We start from the raw sequence: 17,097 nt of genomic DNA on the forward strand, positions 1-17,097 counted from the left end.
GGCGCGGTAGCGCCGGGCGGCCGTCTCCGGCGGGTGCGGGGTCGGCGCGCCGGCCGGGGGTGAGGTCGGATCCGCTGTCGCCGTTCGGGATCGGCTCGTCGTGAGGATCCGATGCGGAGGTGAACCACGCCGATCGGTGCTGTGCCGGTGCGGGCATATCCGGCGGCTCACCGCGGCCCGCCGCGCCGATCGATGCCGCTCGGTATCCCGATCGGATCGGCGGCTCGCCGGGCGGATCCTCCTGCGGCGCCGCGGATTCGATGAGCGCCGACGGGATCAGCACCACCGCGCGCACGCCGCCGTAGACGGATTCGCTGAGCCGGACCGAGATGCCGTGCCGGGTGGACAGTTTCGCGACCACGAACATGCCCAGCCGAGTATCGCTGGACAGGGCCGCCACGCTGAAGTCCGGTGGGTCGGCGAGCATGGAATTGCGCTCGGCGAGTTCGGTGTCCGGCATGCCGAGACCCTGGTCGACGATCTCGACGACGACGCCCTTGCCGACCACGGCGCCGGAGACCTCGACCCGCGACTGCGGCGGGGAGAACGCGGTGGCGTTGTCCATCAGCTCGGCCAGCAGGTGGATGGTGTCCGCGACGGCGTTGCTCGCGATCGGCGTCTCGGGCATGCGGCCGGTCTGAATCCGGGTGTAGTCCAGGCTTTCCGATACGGCGCTGCGCACCACTTCGAGCAGCGGCACCGGTTTGCGCCAGCGCCGGCCCGGCTGCTCGCCGCCGAGGATGGTGAGGTTTTCGGCATTGCGCCGGGCCCGGGTCGCCAGATGATCGAGCTGGAACAGCAGTTCGAGCTGCTCGGGGTCCTCCTGCCGGCGCTCGGCCTGGTCGAGCAGCGCGAGCTGGCGGTGTGCCACGACCTGGCTGCGATGCGCGATGTTGAGGAAGATGGCGTTCACCCCCGCGCGCATCGCCGATTCGCCGACGGCGGCGGAGACGGCCGCGACATGGGCGCGGTTGAACGCGTCGGCGACCTGGCCGAGTTCGTCGGTGCCGAAGTCCAGGCGGGCGGCCTCGGCGGCGGTGTCGACCCGTTCCCCCTCGCTCAAGCGGCGGGTGAGATCGGGCAGTCGATCATCGGCGATGTGCAGCGTGTCGGCGCGCAGGCGGCGCATCCGCCGGATGAACCGGTTGGCGAGCACCAGCGCCGCGAGGAAGGCCGCGACCGTGATCAGCAGGACGGCCAGACCGCCGAGCAGGGATCTGGTGGCGGTGTCGTTGCCCTCTTCCCGGGCGGTGACGTGGGCGTCGCGGCTCTGGTCCTCCCAGAGTCGCAGCAGCGCGGAAGTCACCTGCGCGGACGCGTTCTGCCAGTCCGCGATGCCGGTCGGCAGCGGGTCCGGCCGGGTGCCGCGGGCGCGAGACGATCCGCCGGTCTCGGCGGTCTCGTCGACCGGGCCCGGCCCGCGCACCGCGAGGGCGTCCTGCATCGAGTGCACCTGCTGCCATGCCGGACCGGAGGTGATCGCCCGCAGCTGATCGAGCCGCTGTTGTTTCAGTACGGCACCGGAATATGTTGCCTCGCCCCGGAATTCACCGACGTAGCGCATGAACTCGGTCCACTGCTCGGGTGTCAGTCCGCCCGCTGTGAGCGCCACCGATCCCAGCGTGTCGGCCTTCGACAGTGCCTCGGCGGCACGTAGCGGCTCTACGCCGTAACTCAATTCGATGGCGATCCCGGCGTCGGGCGCCACCCGGGCCGCGAGCATCGAGGCGGCGATGATGGTCTCGATGACGCTGCTGAAGAACCCGAACACCTGCTCCGGCGGGACCTGATGGGCGTCGATCCGGCCGCGCAGCGGCGGAACCGCATTGAACAGTGCGTTGTAGCCCTCGATGTCGGACGCGGACCCGTCGGGGTTCATCTCCCGGGCGGCGTCGCCCTTGGCCACCACCGCGGCCAGCGCATCGTTGGAACGCTGGCGCGCGGTGACCAGGCCCGCGGTGGCCGCCGTATCGCCCGCGAGGTGCAGCAGCGACAGGCGACGCTCCTCCTCGAACGCCGTCACCATCAGGATAGCGGGAGTCGTTGTGCTGCTGGCCAATTCGGCCCAGCGCTGGGCGTCCCGGCCGCTACTGACGAGATAGGCCGCCGCGCCGACGCCGATGGTGAGCAGGGTGACGCTGGTGATGAGGACGATGATCAGCAGGCGGGTACGGACGCCCAGTCGGCCGCGGGCATTGCCGAGCTTCGCCGGAGAAAACCGCACCGGTCCAACCTCCTAGAGCGCCGCCATGGAGAACGGCGATTCACATACATTGGCAAGAGAGGGTATGCGACGTCGGCCGTATACCCATGGGTGAGAAGGCCGGTGCTAGCGGTTCAGTTGGGCGGCAAGGTGTTCGGCATTCATATAGGCGATGGCCTCGATCGACACCATCGGATTGACGCCCGACGATGTCGGGAAGCACGAGGCGTCGGCCACCACGATATTGGGGACCTCCCAGGTGGCGCCGTCCGGATTCGTCGCCGACATGTCCGGTGAGCCGCCCATGCGTGCCGAGCCCATGATGTGCAGGGCCGCCATCGAACATTGCCCGGGACCGTAACCGGCGGCGTCTGCGGCCGCGACGAATTCGGTGTGCGAGCCGCGGACGCCGGGTTCGTAGGAGGCGCCAGCCTGATGGCCCGAGAAGATGCGCTTGGCGCCCGCGGCCTCCAGAATTTGTGCGGCGCCACCGATTCCGGTGCGCAGATGCGCGCGATCGCGATCGGACAGCTGATACTTCACGATCGGCTCCCCGCCGCGATCGACGGTGACCGTGCCGTGGTCGCGGTCGCGGGTGATGATGCCGACGACTCCGGTGTGCGCGAGCTCGAGCATGGTGGCGCGGTGCTGGTCGGCGCCGCGCCAGTTCATGAACCCGACCGCGAGACCCGGTTGCACGGGCCCGGTCTCGTAGATGACGCCGTAGCCGCTGCCGTCGAGATCCCGGTGCCGGCGGCAGATGCGGGCCTGCATGCCCCCCTCCCAGGGCCGGACTTCCTCCTCGAACACGCCGTAGACGGCGGCGGCCGGATGCAGGCGCAGATAACGGCCGATGTTGTTGTTGCGCAACCCCGATCGCCGCAGCAGCGCGGGGGTCTGGATCGCACCGGCGGCGACCACGACCGCCCGCGCGCGCACGTCGATGCGGGCGCCGTCGGAGGTTACTGCCGTGACGCCTTCGGCGCGGCCGTTGCGCACGTCGACGCTGCGCACGTTCGCGTCGACGACCAGCCGTGCGCCCTTCGCGGCCGCGTCGGCGAGCCAGGTCTTGGTGACCGATTGCTTGGCACCGAGGCGGCAACCGTAGCCGCAACTGCCGCAGTCGGTTCCGGCGTCGCAGCTGCGGGAGACGTTGCGGGGCAGGGCATCGACCTGCCAGCCGAGTGCGGTGGCGCCGCGTTCGAGAATCGCGTCGCGGGCCGACAGGGGGGAACGGTCGCCGTTCACGCCGATCCGGCGCTGGACGGCGGCCAGGGCGTCGTCGTATTCGGTTGTCGTGAACCGGGGAACGCCGAGGTCGGACCATTCCGCACGGACATCGTCGGGGGTGGGCAGGGAGGTGCTCCAGTTGACGACGGTGCCGCCGCCCAGGCAGGTGCCCGCGGCCAGGGTGAGCTGGCCTTCGGCGGTGGCCTGCGGTCCGGGGGCGTACAGGCGCAGCAGGCCGTCGAGCTCGCCGGTGCCGAAATCGCGGTCGTCGTAATAGTTTCCGCGTTCGAGCACGACGACGTCGAGGCCCGCCTCGGCCAGTACCGCGGCGGCCGTGCCGCCGCCCGCCCCGGAGCCGACGACGACCACATCGCAGGTGAGCGTGGTGGGTTCGGTGGGCCGCAGCGGTGCCAGCGCGGGTTGCGGCGCGCTGCGCAGCGGCCCCGGGGGAGCGGGGTAGCCCATCTGCTTCCACAGCGGATTGACCCCGGTGGGACCGGGAGTGGCGTTGTAGGCAAGCAGCGCCGCGGATTTCAGGGCCTGGAACAGCGTGCGCTTCGCCGCCAGCCGCGAATCGCCGAGCCGCAGCAGCGACCGCTCCCGCTCGGCCTGCGACAGCGCCGAGAAGCGCCGCGGCCCGCTGCCGGTGAGCAGCCCGAAAACCCTGGAGTCCCAGAGGTTCAACAGCATTGCGAGCTGCTTGACCTCGGCCTCGCGCGGATTACGCGCGAGCATCCGCAAGACGGTCTCCACGGCGCCGAGCTCGCTCGCCGAGGGGAGCGCCAGCCCGTCGCCGGGGGCGAAGGTGTCGCAGATCAGGCCGAGTGCTGCGCGCTGTTTTGCCGTTGGTTCCATGAAAACCCCTTCGTTCCGCCTGAGTTCTACCACGCGGCGAGAATTTGCGATAACTTATCGCGTTCTTCGCGACCTCGCACGTGCTGGCAGTCGCAGGCGGGCGAGCGGCGTCCTCAGCGCGGCGGTTGGCTCATATCCCGGTTCATGAGCGGGATCTGGATGCTGATCGGCATGCGGAGTTCGGCCGCGTAGTAGAGGGTGAACTGACGCAGGAACTCGTCGAAGAGCCAGTATGCCTCCTGGGTGGGCGGGATGGCGCCGAGCACGCCCTCGCGCACGGCGATGAACGGTCCCCAGCTCACCTGCAGTAGCGGGCTCCACACCGGCTCCCTCGGGATGGCCAGCCAGTCGGCGATCCTGTCGCCGAGTACGAAGCGGGTGAACGCGCCGAGAATGGGTTTGCTGAGCAGGGAGAGATCGAGATTCACGCCCAGCCGCAGGAGTCGGTCGGCCAGGTTGACGCCCTCGGGGGTGGGGGCGAGTATCGGCTCCAGAACCTGCGTGGCCTGAGCGTTCGCCTCGTTCCAGGAGTTCGGGATGTACTCGTCGCGGATGCCGAGCAGATGCGCGCACAGTTGCCAAATGTGTAGGTAGGCTTGGGATTCCGCTGCGGGGATGGGTACCCGCCAGGCGGTCAGGTTCCGCATGATGGTGGTGGACAGGCTGTGCCACGTGACCATCATGTCGTGCTGGCTGATCGGGATCTCCTCGTCGGCCACGTGCGCCCAGTGCGGTGACCGGGGCAGCAGATGGCGCACCCCGGAATGCGCCAGCCTGGTTTTCACGCAGGTCACGATCATCTCGCCATCGGGGGCGTAGGCGTTCGGGGTCCCGATGTCGTAACCGAGTTTCGCGGTCTTGGCGATGCGGTCCTTCAGGTCGTAGCCGCCCTTGGAGTAGTAGACCGCCCGCGCTTCCTTCGGGATGACGGTGCTCATCATGCCGCTGGCCATGGCGTACAGCACGCCGAGGTAGGTGCCGCGCTTCTCGTTGAACTCCACTGCGGCAGCGAGTGCGGCCGGATCCGTCCACGGGGGAAGCCGCCGGGCGGACTCCACGAAGTCGCGCACGTCGTCCGGCAGTCCGGCGGGTAACGGCTGATTGTTCTTGGTCCAGGTCTTCAACAGCTCGTTGACCCGGGGCGCATCGCCGCGGTCGAGCACCGAGGCCACCAATTGATCGGATTCGGGGTCCCATACCCCCATCGGATCGGCTCCGGGGCCGTCACCCGCCACCGAACCCTCGGGCGACCAGCTCCACGGCTGTGCCCGGGCGGGCGACGTGATCGCCAGTGCGCCGACGGCACCCAGCAATCCTCCGGTCTTCAACACGTGGCGTCTGTCGAATCCATCCATGTCGCTACTCCTCAACGAGTGCCGCCGCTGAAACCGTCGGCGGTGCCGATCCTCGCTCCCGGCAAAGCGGGTTCCGTGCGAGAATTATCGGTAACTTAACATGGGTGCGAGTACGCCGTCCGGGCTTTCGCGGAGTTGGTGTCTTGCCTGATCATGTTGATCTTCAACGAGCCTGACCAGGCAACTGCTGGCCCGAGGTTGGCCAACATCTGGCGTCAGTGCACGCCTACGTCGAAAATGGTCGATAACTTAGCGGCGAGCGACCGCCTCCTCGTGAGGTGCGTCCGAAGTCCCCGGTCTCAGTGCGTGAACGAGTAGTCGCGCAGCGGGAAGTGCTTGTTGCCCCACCACATCGACATATGTGTGGTCGGGCGCATGACCGCGGCCTCGCCCTGATAGTTGACGTAGTAGGTGTTGCTGTCGGCGCAGTGCGGGGTCAGCCAGAACGTGCGGGGAGCGCGGGTGCGGCACAGGGCGAGATATCGATCGTGGGCGCGCTGCCGGACCTCGACGGTCCGCAGGCCGCGCCGCCGTGCGGTACCGATGGCCCGTGCCGCGTGCCGGGCCGTGCACTCCACCATCGCGATCAGCGACGCCGCCGCAACCCCGTAGGGCCCGGTGATCAGGAACATATTCGGGAACCGGGGGATCGAAACACCCTGGTACGCCTGGAATCCCGACCGGTCCCAGAACTCGTGCAGGTTCTCGCCCGCCCGCCCGTACACCGGGAACGACGGCGTACATCCCTTCTCCATCAGCCGGAAACCGGTGGCGCACACCACCACGTCCGCCGGATGCAGTGTGCCGTCGGCGGTTTGGATACCGGCATCGACGATCTTCGTGATCGACGAGGTGACGAGTTCGACATTGTCGCGCGTGAACGCCCGGAGGTAGCGGTCCGATACCGAGGACCGCTTGCAGCCGGGGGAGTAGTTCGGTAGCAGGCGCTCCACCAGTTCCGGCCGGTCGGTGAGTTCACGCCGGAAGAACCGCTCCGATGCGGCTCGGTAGGCGTCGATCAGCCGTGGGATCCGCCGGTGGTACAGGGCGATTCCCAGCAGCGCCAGGTCGGAGGCACCCGCCAGGGCGGTGCGAATCATGCGCCGTAGCACGGGGAGTTCGAGGACTCGCTTGGTCGCCGGGGACAGCGGGCGATCTCGTTTGGGTAGCACCCAGATGCCGCGCCGCTGGAAGACGGTGAGCCGCTCGGCATGCTCGGCCAGTTCCGGAATCACCTGCAGCGCGGAGGAACCGGTGCCGATGACGGCGATCCGCTTACCCGTGTAGTCGAAGTCGTGATCCCAGCGGGCCGTGTGCACGACCTTGCCGCCGTAGCTGTCGAGCCCGTCGATATCGGGGAGTCGTGGGATGTCGAGGGCGCCGACGGCGGAGATGAAGTAGCGCGTGGTTACTCGGTTACCGTCGTCGAACATCAAGTGCCAGAGCGAGTTCCGATCATCCCATCGAGCCTCGGTCACGGAGGTTGCCAGGCGCAGGTGCGGCCGCAGCCCGTAGCGGTCGACGACCTGCCGGGCATACTGCTGGACCTCGGCGCCGGGGGAGAACAGCCGAGACATCTGCCGGGGCCGCTCGTAGGAGAAGCTGTAGTAGATCGACGGCGTATCGGCGGCGACCCCGGGGTAGGTGTTCACGTGCCAGGTGCCGCCCACGTCGGTGTTCTTGTCGACGATGAGGAAGTCGTCGATGCCCGCCCGGCGCAATTCGACCCCGGCGCCGATGCCGCCGAACCCGGCGCCGACCACCACCGCTTCGTAGTCGGGTTCCCGCGCTGGTGCCTCCATGGTCTGCCCTCCACTTCAGATCGTGTGATTGAGCCCCAGGCTGCGGCCGATGAATTCCTTCATGACCTCGGTGGTGCCGCCGTAGATGGTCAGCACCCGGGTGTCGAGATAGGCCTTGGCGATGGGGTATTCGCGCATGTAGCCGTAGCCGCCGTGCAGTTGCAGGCACCGGTCCACCACGCGCACCACCTCCTCGGTGGTCCACATCTTGACCATCGCCGCGTCGCGCGCCGACAGCGTTGCGGCATTGAGCGATTCGACGCAGCGGTCCACGAACAGCCGGGCGAGGGTGGCGCTGGTGGACAGGTCGGCGAGGGTGAACCGGACGTTCTGCAGTTCGCCGAGCGGTTTACCGAATGCGCTGCGGCCACGGACATAGTCGATGGTCGTGTCCAGGCTGTTCTCCATCGCGGCCACCGCGCCGACCGCGATGGACAGCCGCTCCCGCGGCAGGTTCTGCATCAGATAGGCGAAGGCCATGCCCTCGCGCCCGATCAGATTGTCCGCGGGCACTCGAACGTCGGTGAAGAACAGTTCGGCGGTGTCCTGGGCGGGCTGCCCGATCTTGTCCAGCGCCCGGCCGCGTTCGAAGCCCGCCATGCCGCGCTCCACGGCGAACAGGCTGAAGCCGCGCCCCGCCTTGGCCGGATCGGTCTGTGCGACAACGATCACCAGATCGGCGTTGATGCCGTTGGTGATGAACATCTTGGTGCCGTTGAGGATCCAGTCGTCGCCGTCGCGCACCGCACGGGTGGTGATGCCCAGCAGGTCGCTGCCCGCGCCCGGTTCGGTCATGGCGATGGCCGTGATGAGCTCGCCGCTGACCATGCCGGGCAGCCAGCGGCGCTGCTGCTCGGCGCTGCCGTACCGCAGCAGGTACGGCAGCACGACATCGTTGTGCAGCGCGAAACCCAGTCCGGTGCAGCCGCTCCGGACGCTCTCCTCGTTGACCACGACGTTGAAGCGGAAGTCGTCGATACCGCCGCCGCCGAACTCCTCGGGCACCTCGGTGCCGAGGAAGCCCAGCCGACCGGCCTCGCGCCAGACCTCGCGATCGACGACGCCCTGCCGCTCCCACGTATCGTGGAACGGCCGCACGTGCTCGGCCAGGAATTTCTGATAGGACTCGGCGAACAGCCGGTGGTCGGTGTCGAAAAGTGTGCGTTCCATGGTTACCGTATGCCGTTGGGGCTCAATTGATCTCGGACATGAGTTCGGCGAGGTCCGGTAGCGCCGCGCCGAGATAACCGGACTCCAGGCAGTGGTCGAGCACGGCCCGCAGGTAGTCCTTGCCGGTCTCCGGGGGTGTGAGCCCGAGCAGGTCCCGGGTGTTCGTGGCGTCGAACACCGGCTGATGGTCGAGATAGCTCACGTACTGTGCGCCGATGCGCCGGTAGTACTCGCGCTCGAGATCGTCCAGATCGTCGAGGGCGAAGGTCGCGGTCGGAACGAAGGTCGGCACCCCGAACGACGGGTACTCGGCGAGCACGTCGGATATCTCCCGCAGCGAGAGCGGCGCGGCACCCGTGGCGTGGAAGACACGTCCCTCGACGTCGTCGAACCGTTCGACCACCGCGGTGGCGACGTCGGCCACATGGTCCAGCGGGGCCAGCGCCAGCGTGGCGGTATAGCGGCCGGGCAGCGTGCGGAGCTTGCCCTCGACGATCATCTTGACCATCGTGTACATGTTCTTGTAGTCGCGAATCACGCCGGTCTCGGCGTCGCCGGTGACGATCGCCGGGCGCACGATCGCCCACCGCAGCCCGGCGGCCGCCCGCACCAGCCCCTCGGCCTGGAACTTGCTGCGCTCGTAGCCGTTCGCGAAGCTCTGCCCGCGGTCGTAGTCGCTCTCCGCGACGGCGCCGTCCCGGACTCCGGCGACGTAGGCGGTGCTGATGTAGATCAGCGGCACGTCCCAGCGCTGCGCCAGTTCGATCGCGTGTGCCGTCCCGGCCACGTTGAGCTCGTCGTAGAGCGGCTGCGGTGCGTCGAAGGCGGTCGTCGCCGCGCTGTGCACGACGGCGCCGACGGACTGCCCGAGCCGGTCCGAAAGCTCCTCGGACAGGCCGAATCCCGGCTCGCGCACATTGCCGCGCACGTAGGTCACCGGTGCCGCCGTGCCGAATTCCGCCGCCTCGACGACACGGCCGTCGCCGAGGGCGATGCGTGGATTGCGGTGGGTGACGGCGATACTCGGCCTGCCCCGCGCCGCCAGGCGCGAAACGACCTCGCTGCCGACCAGTCCGGAGGCGCCCGTGACGAGAACGGCGGTGCGGTCGCTCATTTCCCGGCTCCCGCCAGCGATCCGGAGACCAGCGCGACGACGTCGCCGACGCTGAGCACCGACCACAGCTCCTCCGGCTGATAGCTGGGCAGCCCGAACGCGCGTTCCAGCAGCATGGTCATCTCCATCAGCCGCAGCGATTCGAATCCGAGGTCCTCGATCAGCTGTGTCTCGTCGGTGAGGTCGGCGGCCTCGACCGGGTTGGGCGCGGCGGCGGCGATGAGCCGCCGCACCTTCGCGTCGACGCTCTCGATGGTGTCGGTCATGGTTGTCATCTCCCCGTGTTCTTCAGATGTGGTTGCACGCCACCGGATGTGAGCAGGTCGCGTGCCTCGTCGATGGGCAGATCGGCATTCAGGTAGCCGCCCAGGCGCAGCCAGTCGTAGCCGAGCGACAGCGTCTTGCGCCACTGTTCGCCGGAGTCGAAGGACGCCGGGAACTCCGCGCGCAGCACGGTCCGGATCTCGCCGACCATGGCGTCGAAGACCTCGAGGCCCTCGTGACCGTCCGCGCCGGACTCCAGTACGCGCGAGAACCGGATGCGCTGGGCCGCGGTCACCAGTTCCAGCATCCGCCCGCGGTTGTCGAGCTGATCGGGAATCAGCCGGGTCACCGTCGTCCGCGGCGCGACGTCCGCGGGCAGGGGGGTGATGCCGAAGGCGGACACCAGCATTCGGATCGCACCGACCAGCAGCCGGTGCGCGGCGATATCGGCGACCGGGCCCTGCCGGTTCTGCAACGCGCCGACCAGATCCTCGCGGGCGTTCTCCAGCACCACATTCGACCAGATCATGTTCATCGCGGCCTCGACGAACCGGCGTGCGGGCAGCGGTGACAGTGACAGCGATCGCTCCGGTGTGCGCGCGGCACCGGTCAGGGTTACGGCGGGCGCCAGGCCGCAGGGCGCGGGGGTGAACGGCTTGGCGAAGTCGCACATCGCGTACGACGGCGTAATCGGCCCCGCCCCACGCCATTTCAATCCGACGAGCCCGACCTCGACGAATTCCGCGACCGCGGCGGCGCCTTCGTCCGGTACCTTGCCGAGCAGTTCGGCCAGTGAGCGTCCGAAGACCACCGACCGCCACACCCGCCCGGCCGTCGGGGACAACGCGAACACCTCGGCGTCGTTGCGCACGACATGCACCTGATCGCCGATCTGCCAGGTGGTCACCTTCGGAATCCGGGCGAGCACCACCTGTTTCGGATCGTTGACGACCGGCACCCCGAGCTCGGTGCCGAAGGCAAGGATGTCGTCGAGCAGCCCGGGATCGGCATCCTCGTCAGCGGCGGCGTCGTACAGCTCGCGATAGCGCGCGGTGATCCGGTCGTCGCCGATCCGATCGAGCTGTGGCACGGTCCATTTCGTCTCGAGGTAGCCCTCGTCCCGCGACGCCGACCAGGCCTTCGCCGACTGCAGCAGCCCGTCCTGCGCCCAGCCCAGCGACTGGGGGTGCGCGCCGACGGCGGCCAGCGCCACCGCTTGGCGCAGCGACTGCTCCGCCCGCGCGGCCCACCAGGTCCGCATCGACGCACAGAATTCCGGGTACGGCAGGCGGGACCGCAGCCGGTCGATGTCGACCTCACCGCGGCGCACGACGACTGCCCGGTGGAACCGCTGCACTCGATTGAGCAGATCCTTGTCGACGCGATCGGGGCGGCCCCCGGCGGCCTCGGCATAGTCGAGCTGCGCGGCCACCTGGGCGACCGAGCGGGTGCGAACCTCGATTCGGCGCCCGTCCAGGAACAGGATCGTCGGCATGGTCGGGGTCATATCGTCGCCGGGGGAGACGACCAGGAAGTCGATGTCCGAGCCGGCGTTGCCGAACCCCTCGGCGATCGAACCTTCCAGTAGCACCGTCGATTCCGGTGCGATGGCGACCACCTCCATCGCCCGGCCCAGCAGCTGCTCGATGAATTCGCGAGACAGCAGCAACCGCCGGCCCGAGGCGGCGTCGACGGCGCGGTCCTCCTCACCGGACGCCTGCGCGTGCACCACGGCCCCGGCACCCAGCCCGCCGGACGCGAAGAGCTGCCAGAGATGCTTGCGGCGCGGCTTCCCGCTCGAGGTGCGCCGGATGAGCCCGCGCGGACCGGTGACGATCGTGATCGTGTGCGCGGGACCGAGTTCGCCGCGCAGGATGCGGCGGGCCTCGGCCAGCCAGTCGCCCGCCTCCCGCTCGACGAACAGTGCGATGCCCTGCGCGCCCGGATCGGTGACGGCGACCGCGGTGAGCCGGCTCTTGGAGAGTCCGGCGCCCCGGGCCACCTTGGTCTCGACGTCCTCCATGAACAGTGCGCGGCCGCGAATCTTCAACGCCGATCCCATCCGGCCGAGCACGAACAGCTCGCCGTCGAGGACGAAACCCGCATCGCCGGAGAACAATTCGCCGTCGACGAACCGGGTGCTGCCCGGGGTGTCGTCGGTCTCCCCGCCGTATCCGAGCGCCACCGAGCCGCCGCGGACCGCCACCTCGCCGAGCACGCCCTCGGGTACCGTCCGGCCGTCACCGTCCACGATCCGCACCGGGACGGTCGCATCCGGAACCCCGAGACCGGCCACCCAACCCTGCCCGGAAGGTCTCGGGCCGCTGAACTTTTCCACCGCGTGGACCTGGACCGGCTCGCCGTGCCGCAGTGTGGCGGTGTCGATGCGGGCCAGCGTCACCGGTGTGTCGGGCGAGGCGGCCGTGACCAGCAGGGTGGACTCGGCCAGGCCGTAGGCCGGGAGGAATGCGGTGCTGGAAAAGCCTGCCGGAGCTGTCGTTTCGGCGAATGCGGCCAGGTGGGCGGCGTCCACCGGCTCGGCGCCCACCACGAGCGAGCGCCACCCGGACAGGTCGAGGGCCGCGATCTCGGCGGCCTCGACGCGCTTGGCGGCGTAGCCGAGCCCGAACGACGGCGAGGCGGTGTGCTGGGCCTTCGTCATGGCCCGCAGCCAACGGGCCGGGTTGCGCACGAACTGGTCCGGGCGCATCAGATAGAAGTCGCCCTGGTAGGTGAGCGTGGTCAGCAGCGCCCCCACCAGGCCCATGTCGTGATAGAGCGGCAGCCACGAGGCGCCCGCGTCGCCGTCGCGCCAGCCGACGGTGGTGGTGATGAGGTCCAGGTTCTCCGACAGGTTGTCCCAGCTCACCCGGACACCTTTGGGGGTGCCGCTGGAGCCCGAAGTGAACTGCAGCAGTGCGAGTTCCGCGGGCGCGATCGGATCGATCGGGGCCGCGGCGGCCGCGGCGTCCTCGTCCACCACGAACGGCTGCTGTTCGAGCCCGGCCGCGGTCAGCGCCCCGGACACCACCGAGGTCAGGCCCGGGGAGGTGAGCACCAGTTGCGGATCGGCCGCGGCGAGGATGGCCGCGGTGCGCTCGACGTAGTCGGGGCCGTCGCCGAAACCGGGCGGGACGATCAGGGTGACGGTGCCGCCGGCGGCCCAGACCGCGTAGATCGCCGCGATGGCGGGGAAGCCCGTCGGGTGGATGATCGACGCATTGCTTCCGGGACGGAAGCCGCTGTCCCGCAGCAGAGTTGCGAGACCGCGCGCGAGCGTGGCGAGCTCGCCGTAGGAGCGGAACTGCCAGCCGTCCGACTCGTCGGCAAGATGGACGCCCTTGCCGGCGGCGGGACGGGTGAGCCAGTCAAGCACATGTTCTTCAGACATCGTCTCCGACCGTGGGCTGTTTGCGGGAACAAGTCACCGCGATGGTTGTCGAATTCGGAATTCCCGGTGTGACTCAGGTCATCCGAAAGGATTGTTGTGTCCTGGCTCACGGGATTTCGAGGCCGAAGTTTCCGAAAGGATGGGATTTCCCGGAGTCGCCCGAATTCTTCTCGGTGGCGCCGAGCCTAGCGGCGACTTCGCGCACTGTCTATTCGCCGCGAGCGCGGGGCGTCGGCGTTTGTTGTTTCCGGAGTAAATGCTGCGCCCCCAAAGTTGGGGGCCGGGCCGAAAATTAACCCCTCTAATGAGGGGTGGTGCCGTGGTGATACCCCCCGAAAGAGGGGGGTGATCGGCATGTGGCGGATCACAGTCGATTGGGATGATTGGACAGTCCCCCGGGCCGCAGTTAGGGTTTTTGACAGATTGCTGGTTCGCAGAGTTGGGTCGGGGTTCACCTCCATGCATTGCGCAGATTTTGGACAGATGCATTTCGGATTTCCAGGTGTTTGCGCGCCCTGCATGTTTCCGGTGCATGAAAAGGAGATCCCATGACCGGCTCTTTGCTGTTGGACGCCGCGGCCGCGCTGACCGCCGGAGAAGCCCGGGTCGGCGGCAAGGCCGTCGGGTTGGCGCGGCTGGGTGCCGCCGGTGCCGAGGTGCCGTGGTGGTCCGTGCTGCCGATCGAGGCATTCGTCGCCCACCTGGAGCGGGCGGAGTTGCTCGAACTCGCGGAAAAGGCCGTGGCCGTTGATGATTCCGGCGCCGTAGAGCAGTTGCGTCAGGCCATCATCGACGCGCCGGTCGATCCGGACCTGGCCGCCGCGGTGGCCGGAGCGCTCGCGGCGCGGGGTCCGTTCGCGGTGCGCAGTTCCGCCGTCGGCGAGGACGGCGCGGAACGGTCCTTCGCCGGGATGCACGACAGCTACCTGTTCGTGGCGGATGCCGATGCGGTGCTGGATGCCGTAAAGCGTTGCTGGGCTTCGGTATTCAACACCCGGGCGCTGGCCTACCGGCGAGACGGGGGAGCCCACGACGAACTGCCCGCCATCGCCGTGGTCGTCCAGCAGATGGTCGAGGGCGAGGTTTCCGGTGTGCTCTTCACCGAGAATCCGACCGGCGGCGAAGGTGAGCTGCTGATCAGTGCCTGCTGGGGACTCGGCGAGGGCATCGTGCACGGCGTCTGCAATACCGATGATCTGGTGCTGGCCCACGACGGCCGGGAGCTGTCGGTCACGGTGACGGACAAGGATGTTCGGGTGGTCCGCGACCCGTCCGGGGGTACCCGGACCGAACCCGTGCCGGACGGTGCGCGGACGATCCGATGCCTCGATTCCGATGCTGCCCGCGGCCTGGCGAGCCAGGCCCTGGCGGTTGTGGAGAGCCTCGGAGCACCGCAGGACATCGAATGGACGATCCGCGACGGTCGGCCGGTGCTGCTGCAGACGCGTCCGATTACCGCGCGCGCGAAGAATGACTCCGTCCTGGGTGCATGGCGGACGGTCTGGGACAACAGTAATATTCAGGAAAGTTTCAATGGAGTTACGACGCCGCTGACATTCTCGTGGGCGGTCGCGGCGTACGAGGTGGTATTCCGGGAAACGCTGCGGCTGGTCCGGGTCGACGAGCGGGTGATCGCCCGTCACCGCCCGGTCCTGCGAAACATGATAGGCCTGGTGGACGGCCGAGTTTATTACAACATCAACAACTGGTACCGGCTGCTGCTCCTGGGCCCGTGGTTCGATCGGAATAAGGACGATGTCGAGAAGATGATGGGGTTGGAACACCCCGTCGACTTCGTCGAGGGAATCCACCTGTCGCGCCTGGAGAAGATCCGGCGAATACCCGGGTTGCTCCCGGTTGCCGCCGGGCTCGCGGCGCGGCTGAGCCGGAGAGAATCGCTGGTGCGACGATTCCAGCGGGAGGTCGGCGCGGAAATCGCCACCATCGGTCGCGAGGTAGCGACCGCGGACGACCTCAGCGAGCTCGTCGTCCTCGCCGACCGTGTGCTCGAGCTGTTCGGGCAGTGGGCGGTGCCGAATCTGAACGATCTCTACCTGAGCAATCAGGCGGGACGGGCCCGGCGGCTGCTGGCGCCCACGGTGGGCACCGACGAGGCGGCCGAGATCGTCGCCGGACTGCTGGCGGCCCAGACCTCGCTCGCCTCGCTGGAGCCGACGCTGCGGCTGATGCGGCTGGCCGCCGAAATCCGCCGCAGCCCGGACCTGGTGGCCGTCCTCGAGGCGGGCACGCCGGAGGAGGCCGTGGCGGCACTGGCCGCGGCCGACCCGGCGATCGCGGCCGAATTGGACTCCTACGTCGAGCAATTCGGCGACCGCTGCATGGGCGAGCAGAAGCTGGAGACGGTCTCGCTGCGGCAGGACCGCTCGTTCCTGGCGAAGATCCTGCGCAACTATGTCGCCGACGAGTCGATCGACGCCGACCTGCTGGAGCGCACTCAACGCGACAACCAGCACGCGGTGGAGCGGCGGGCGTTCGACACGCTGCCGCCGCGGCGACGCCGCCGGTTGGAGAACGTCCTGCGCGGCGCACGAGACGCGGTCTCGGCCCGAGAGAGTATGCGCCTCACCCGGACTCGCCTGGTCGGCCTGACCCGGACCATCTATCTGGAGGCCGGTGCCCGGCTGCACGCGGGCGGACTGCTCGACGAGCCGCGGCAGGTCTTCTACCTGACCAAGGACGAGATCGGCGATCTGGTCGAGGGGCGCGCCGTGACCACCGATCTCGCGGCGCTGGCCCGGCTGCGGGCGGCGGAATACCACGACCGCCATCGACAGGCGCTGCCCGCCAACCAGTTCGAGACCCTGGGCCCGCCGCAGCACGGACGCCGGGTGGTACCGCATCCGGATCCCGTTGCGGCACAGGGCCGGATCCTGCGCGGCACCGGATGCTGGCCGGGCGTCGTCGAGGCCGAGCTGCGGATCGTGCACGACCCGCGCGACGACCTGGACGTCTCGGGGCGGATTCTGGTGGCGAACCGCACCGACCCTGGTTGGGCGCCACTGTTTCCCAGTGTGCGCGGGTTGCTGATCGAGCGCGGCAGCACGCTGTCGCACTCGGCGGTGATCGCCCGCGAACTCGGAATTCCGACGGTCGTCGGGGTGCCCGGACTGCTGACCACCGTGCGCGACGGGGAGTGCGTACGGCTCGACGGCGGCTCGGGCATCGTCGAACGGCTGGATGAGCCCGAATCGGGCGAAACCACAAGGGGGGAAACCACTTCGGAGGGTGTGCCGTGGAACGCACAGTGATGGACATCGTCGGCGAATTGTTCCGGACCCGTCTGCAGGCGCCGGATCTGGATCCCGGGGCGCCGCTGCTGAACTACGGGCTGGACTCGGTGCGGTCGGTTGAGCTCATCGTCGACCTCGAGCACATGTTCGATGTCGAGATACCCGACGAGGACGCGGCAACGCTGCTGACCCTGTCGGATGTCGTCGACTGGCTGGAGCGGCACCGCAGCGACGCCCTCAGCGCTCGCTGAGAACCCGAATCCACCGTCCGGGCGCGGATCCCACGGCACCGTGGCCGTGGTCCGCCTTTCCTCCCACCGGTCTCCTCTCGTCTTCCCGGCCCTCGTCTCGTCGTCCCGGTGCATACCGGGGGACGGGCGGAACCCGCGGTCCCGCACCACCGTGCGGCGCCCTGTTGTTCCCGCGCCGGGCCGCCTCATCCGAGCCAAAGGTCCTTTCCCG

The 17,097-nt window shown here is 68.7% G+C and carries 10 protein-coding genes; 2 read left to right on the forward strand and 8 right to left on the reverse strand.

The window, feature by feature from the left end:
* The 8 genes from NM1_RS33390 to NM1_RS33425 form a co-directional block, all read right to left on the reverse strand.
* A partial coding sequence (locus NM1_RS33390) for a sensor histidine kinase (protein WP_068029397.1) occupies nt 1-2,224 on the reverse strand: 2,224 nt, incomplete at its 3' end.
* A 105-nt stretch (nt 2,225-2,329) separates the two neighbouring features.
* On the reverse strand, nt 2,330-4,288 hold the full coding sequence (locus tag NM1_RS33395) for a GMC family oxidoreductase N-terminal domain-containing protein (RefSeq protein ID WP_068029400.1): 1,959 nt from the start codon (nt 4,286-4,288) through the stop codon (nt 2,330-2,332).
* Between the two features lie 113 nt (nt 4,289-4,401).
* A complete protein-coding gene (locus tag NM1_RS33400) occupies nt 4,402-5,643 on the reverse strand; it encodes an oxygenase MpaB family protein (protein WP_068029403.1) in 1,242 nt (413 codons plus the stop codon).
* A 299-nt stretch (nt 5,644-5,942) separates the two neighbouring features.
* Entirely contained in the window at nt 5,943-7,445 is a 1,503-nt protein-coding gene (locus NM1_RS33405) for a flavin-containing monooxygenase (protein ID WP_068029406.1), read from the reverse strand.
* Between the two features lie 15 nt (nt 7,446-7,460).
* A complete protein-coding gene (locus tag NM1_RS33410) occupies nt 7,461-8,615 on the reverse strand; it encodes an acyl-CoA dehydrogenase family protein (protein WP_068029408.1) in 1,155 nt (384 codons plus the stop codon).
* Between the two features lie 22 nt (nt 8,616-8,637).
* Complete coding sequence (locus NM1_RS33415; RefSeq protein ID WP_068029410.1) at nt 8,638-9,729, reverse strand: SDR family oxidoreductase; 1,092 nt, start codon at nt 9,727-9,729, stop codon at nt 8,638-8,640.
* Nucleotides 9,726-9,995, reverse strand: a complete 270-nt coding sequence (locus tag NM1_RS33420; RefSeq protein ID WP_084520290.1) for an acyl carrier protein — start codon at nt 9,993-9,995, stop codon at nt 9,726-9,728. The genes NM1_RS33415 and NM1_RS33420 overlap by 4 nt, the downstream gene beginning before the upstream one ends.
* Before the next feature lie 5 nt (nt 9,996-10,000).
* Nucleotides 10,001-13,384, reverse strand: a complete 3,384-nt coding sequence (locus NM1_RS33425) for an AMP-binding protein (protein WP_068029416.1) — start codon at nt 13,382-13,384, stop codon at nt 10,001-10,003.
* A 548-nt stretch (nt 13,385-13,932) separates the two neighbouring features.
* On the opposite strand from NM1_RS33425, the gene NM1_RS33430 reads away from it, so the two are divergent.
* On the forward strand, nt 13,933-16,653 hold the full coding sequence (locus NM1_RS33430; protein ID WP_068029417.1) for a phosphoenolpyruvate synthase: 2,721 nt from the start codon (nt 13,933-13,935) through the stop codon (nt 16,651-16,653).
* Nucleotides 16,638-16,886 (forward strand): phosphopantetheine-binding protein, encoded by a 249-nt coding sequence (locus NM1_RS33435; protein ID WP_147289112.1) that lies wholly within the window; start codon nt 16,638-16,640, stop codon nt 16,884-16,886. The genes NM1_RS33430 and NM1_RS33435 overlap by 16 nt, the downstream gene beginning before the upstream one ends.
* Nucleotides 16,887-17,097: the final 211 nt, after the last annotated feature.

The sequence above is a fragment of the Nocardia mexicana NBRC 108244 genome (assembly GCF_001613165.1).
Classification (GTDB): Bacteria; Actinomycetota; Actinomycetes; order Mycobacteriales; family Mycobacteriaceae; genus Nocardia; species Nocardia mexicana.

Bases quoted from the DNA above. Each gene is read 5' to 3' on its own strand.
- NM1_RS33395 (WP_068029400.1), bottom strand. From the start codon at position 4,288: ATGGAACCAACGGCAAAACAGCGCGCAGCACTCGGCCTGATCTGCGAC.
- NM1_RS33400 (WP_068029403.1), bottom strand. From the start codon at position 5,643: ATGGATGGATTCGACAGACGCCACGTGTTGAAGACCGGAGGATTGCTG.
- NM1_RS33405 (WP_068029406.1), bottom strand. From the start codon at position 7,445: ATGGAGGCACCAGCGCGGGAACCCGACTACGAAGCGGTGGTGGTCGGC.
- NM1_RS33410 (WP_068029408.1), bottom strand. From the start codon at position 8,615: ATGGAACGCACACTTTTCGACACCGACCACCGGCTGTTCGCCGAGTCC.
- NM1_RS33415 (WP_068029410.1), bottom strand. From the start codon at position 9,729: ATGAGCGACCGCACCGCCGTTCTCGTCACGGGCGCCTCCGGACTGGTC.
- NM1_RS33420 (WP_084520290.1), bottom strand. From the start codon at position 9,995: ATGACCGACACCATCGAGAGCGTCGACGCGAAGGTGCGGCGGCTCATC.
- NM1_RS33425 (WP_068029416.1), bottom strand. From the start codon at position 13,384: ATGTCTGAAGAACATGTGCTTGACTGGCTCACCCGTCCCGCCGCCGGC.
- NM1_RS33430 (WP_068029417.1), top strand. From the start codon at position 13,933: ATGACCGGCTCTTTGCTGTTGGACGCCGCGGCCGCGCTGACCGCCGGA.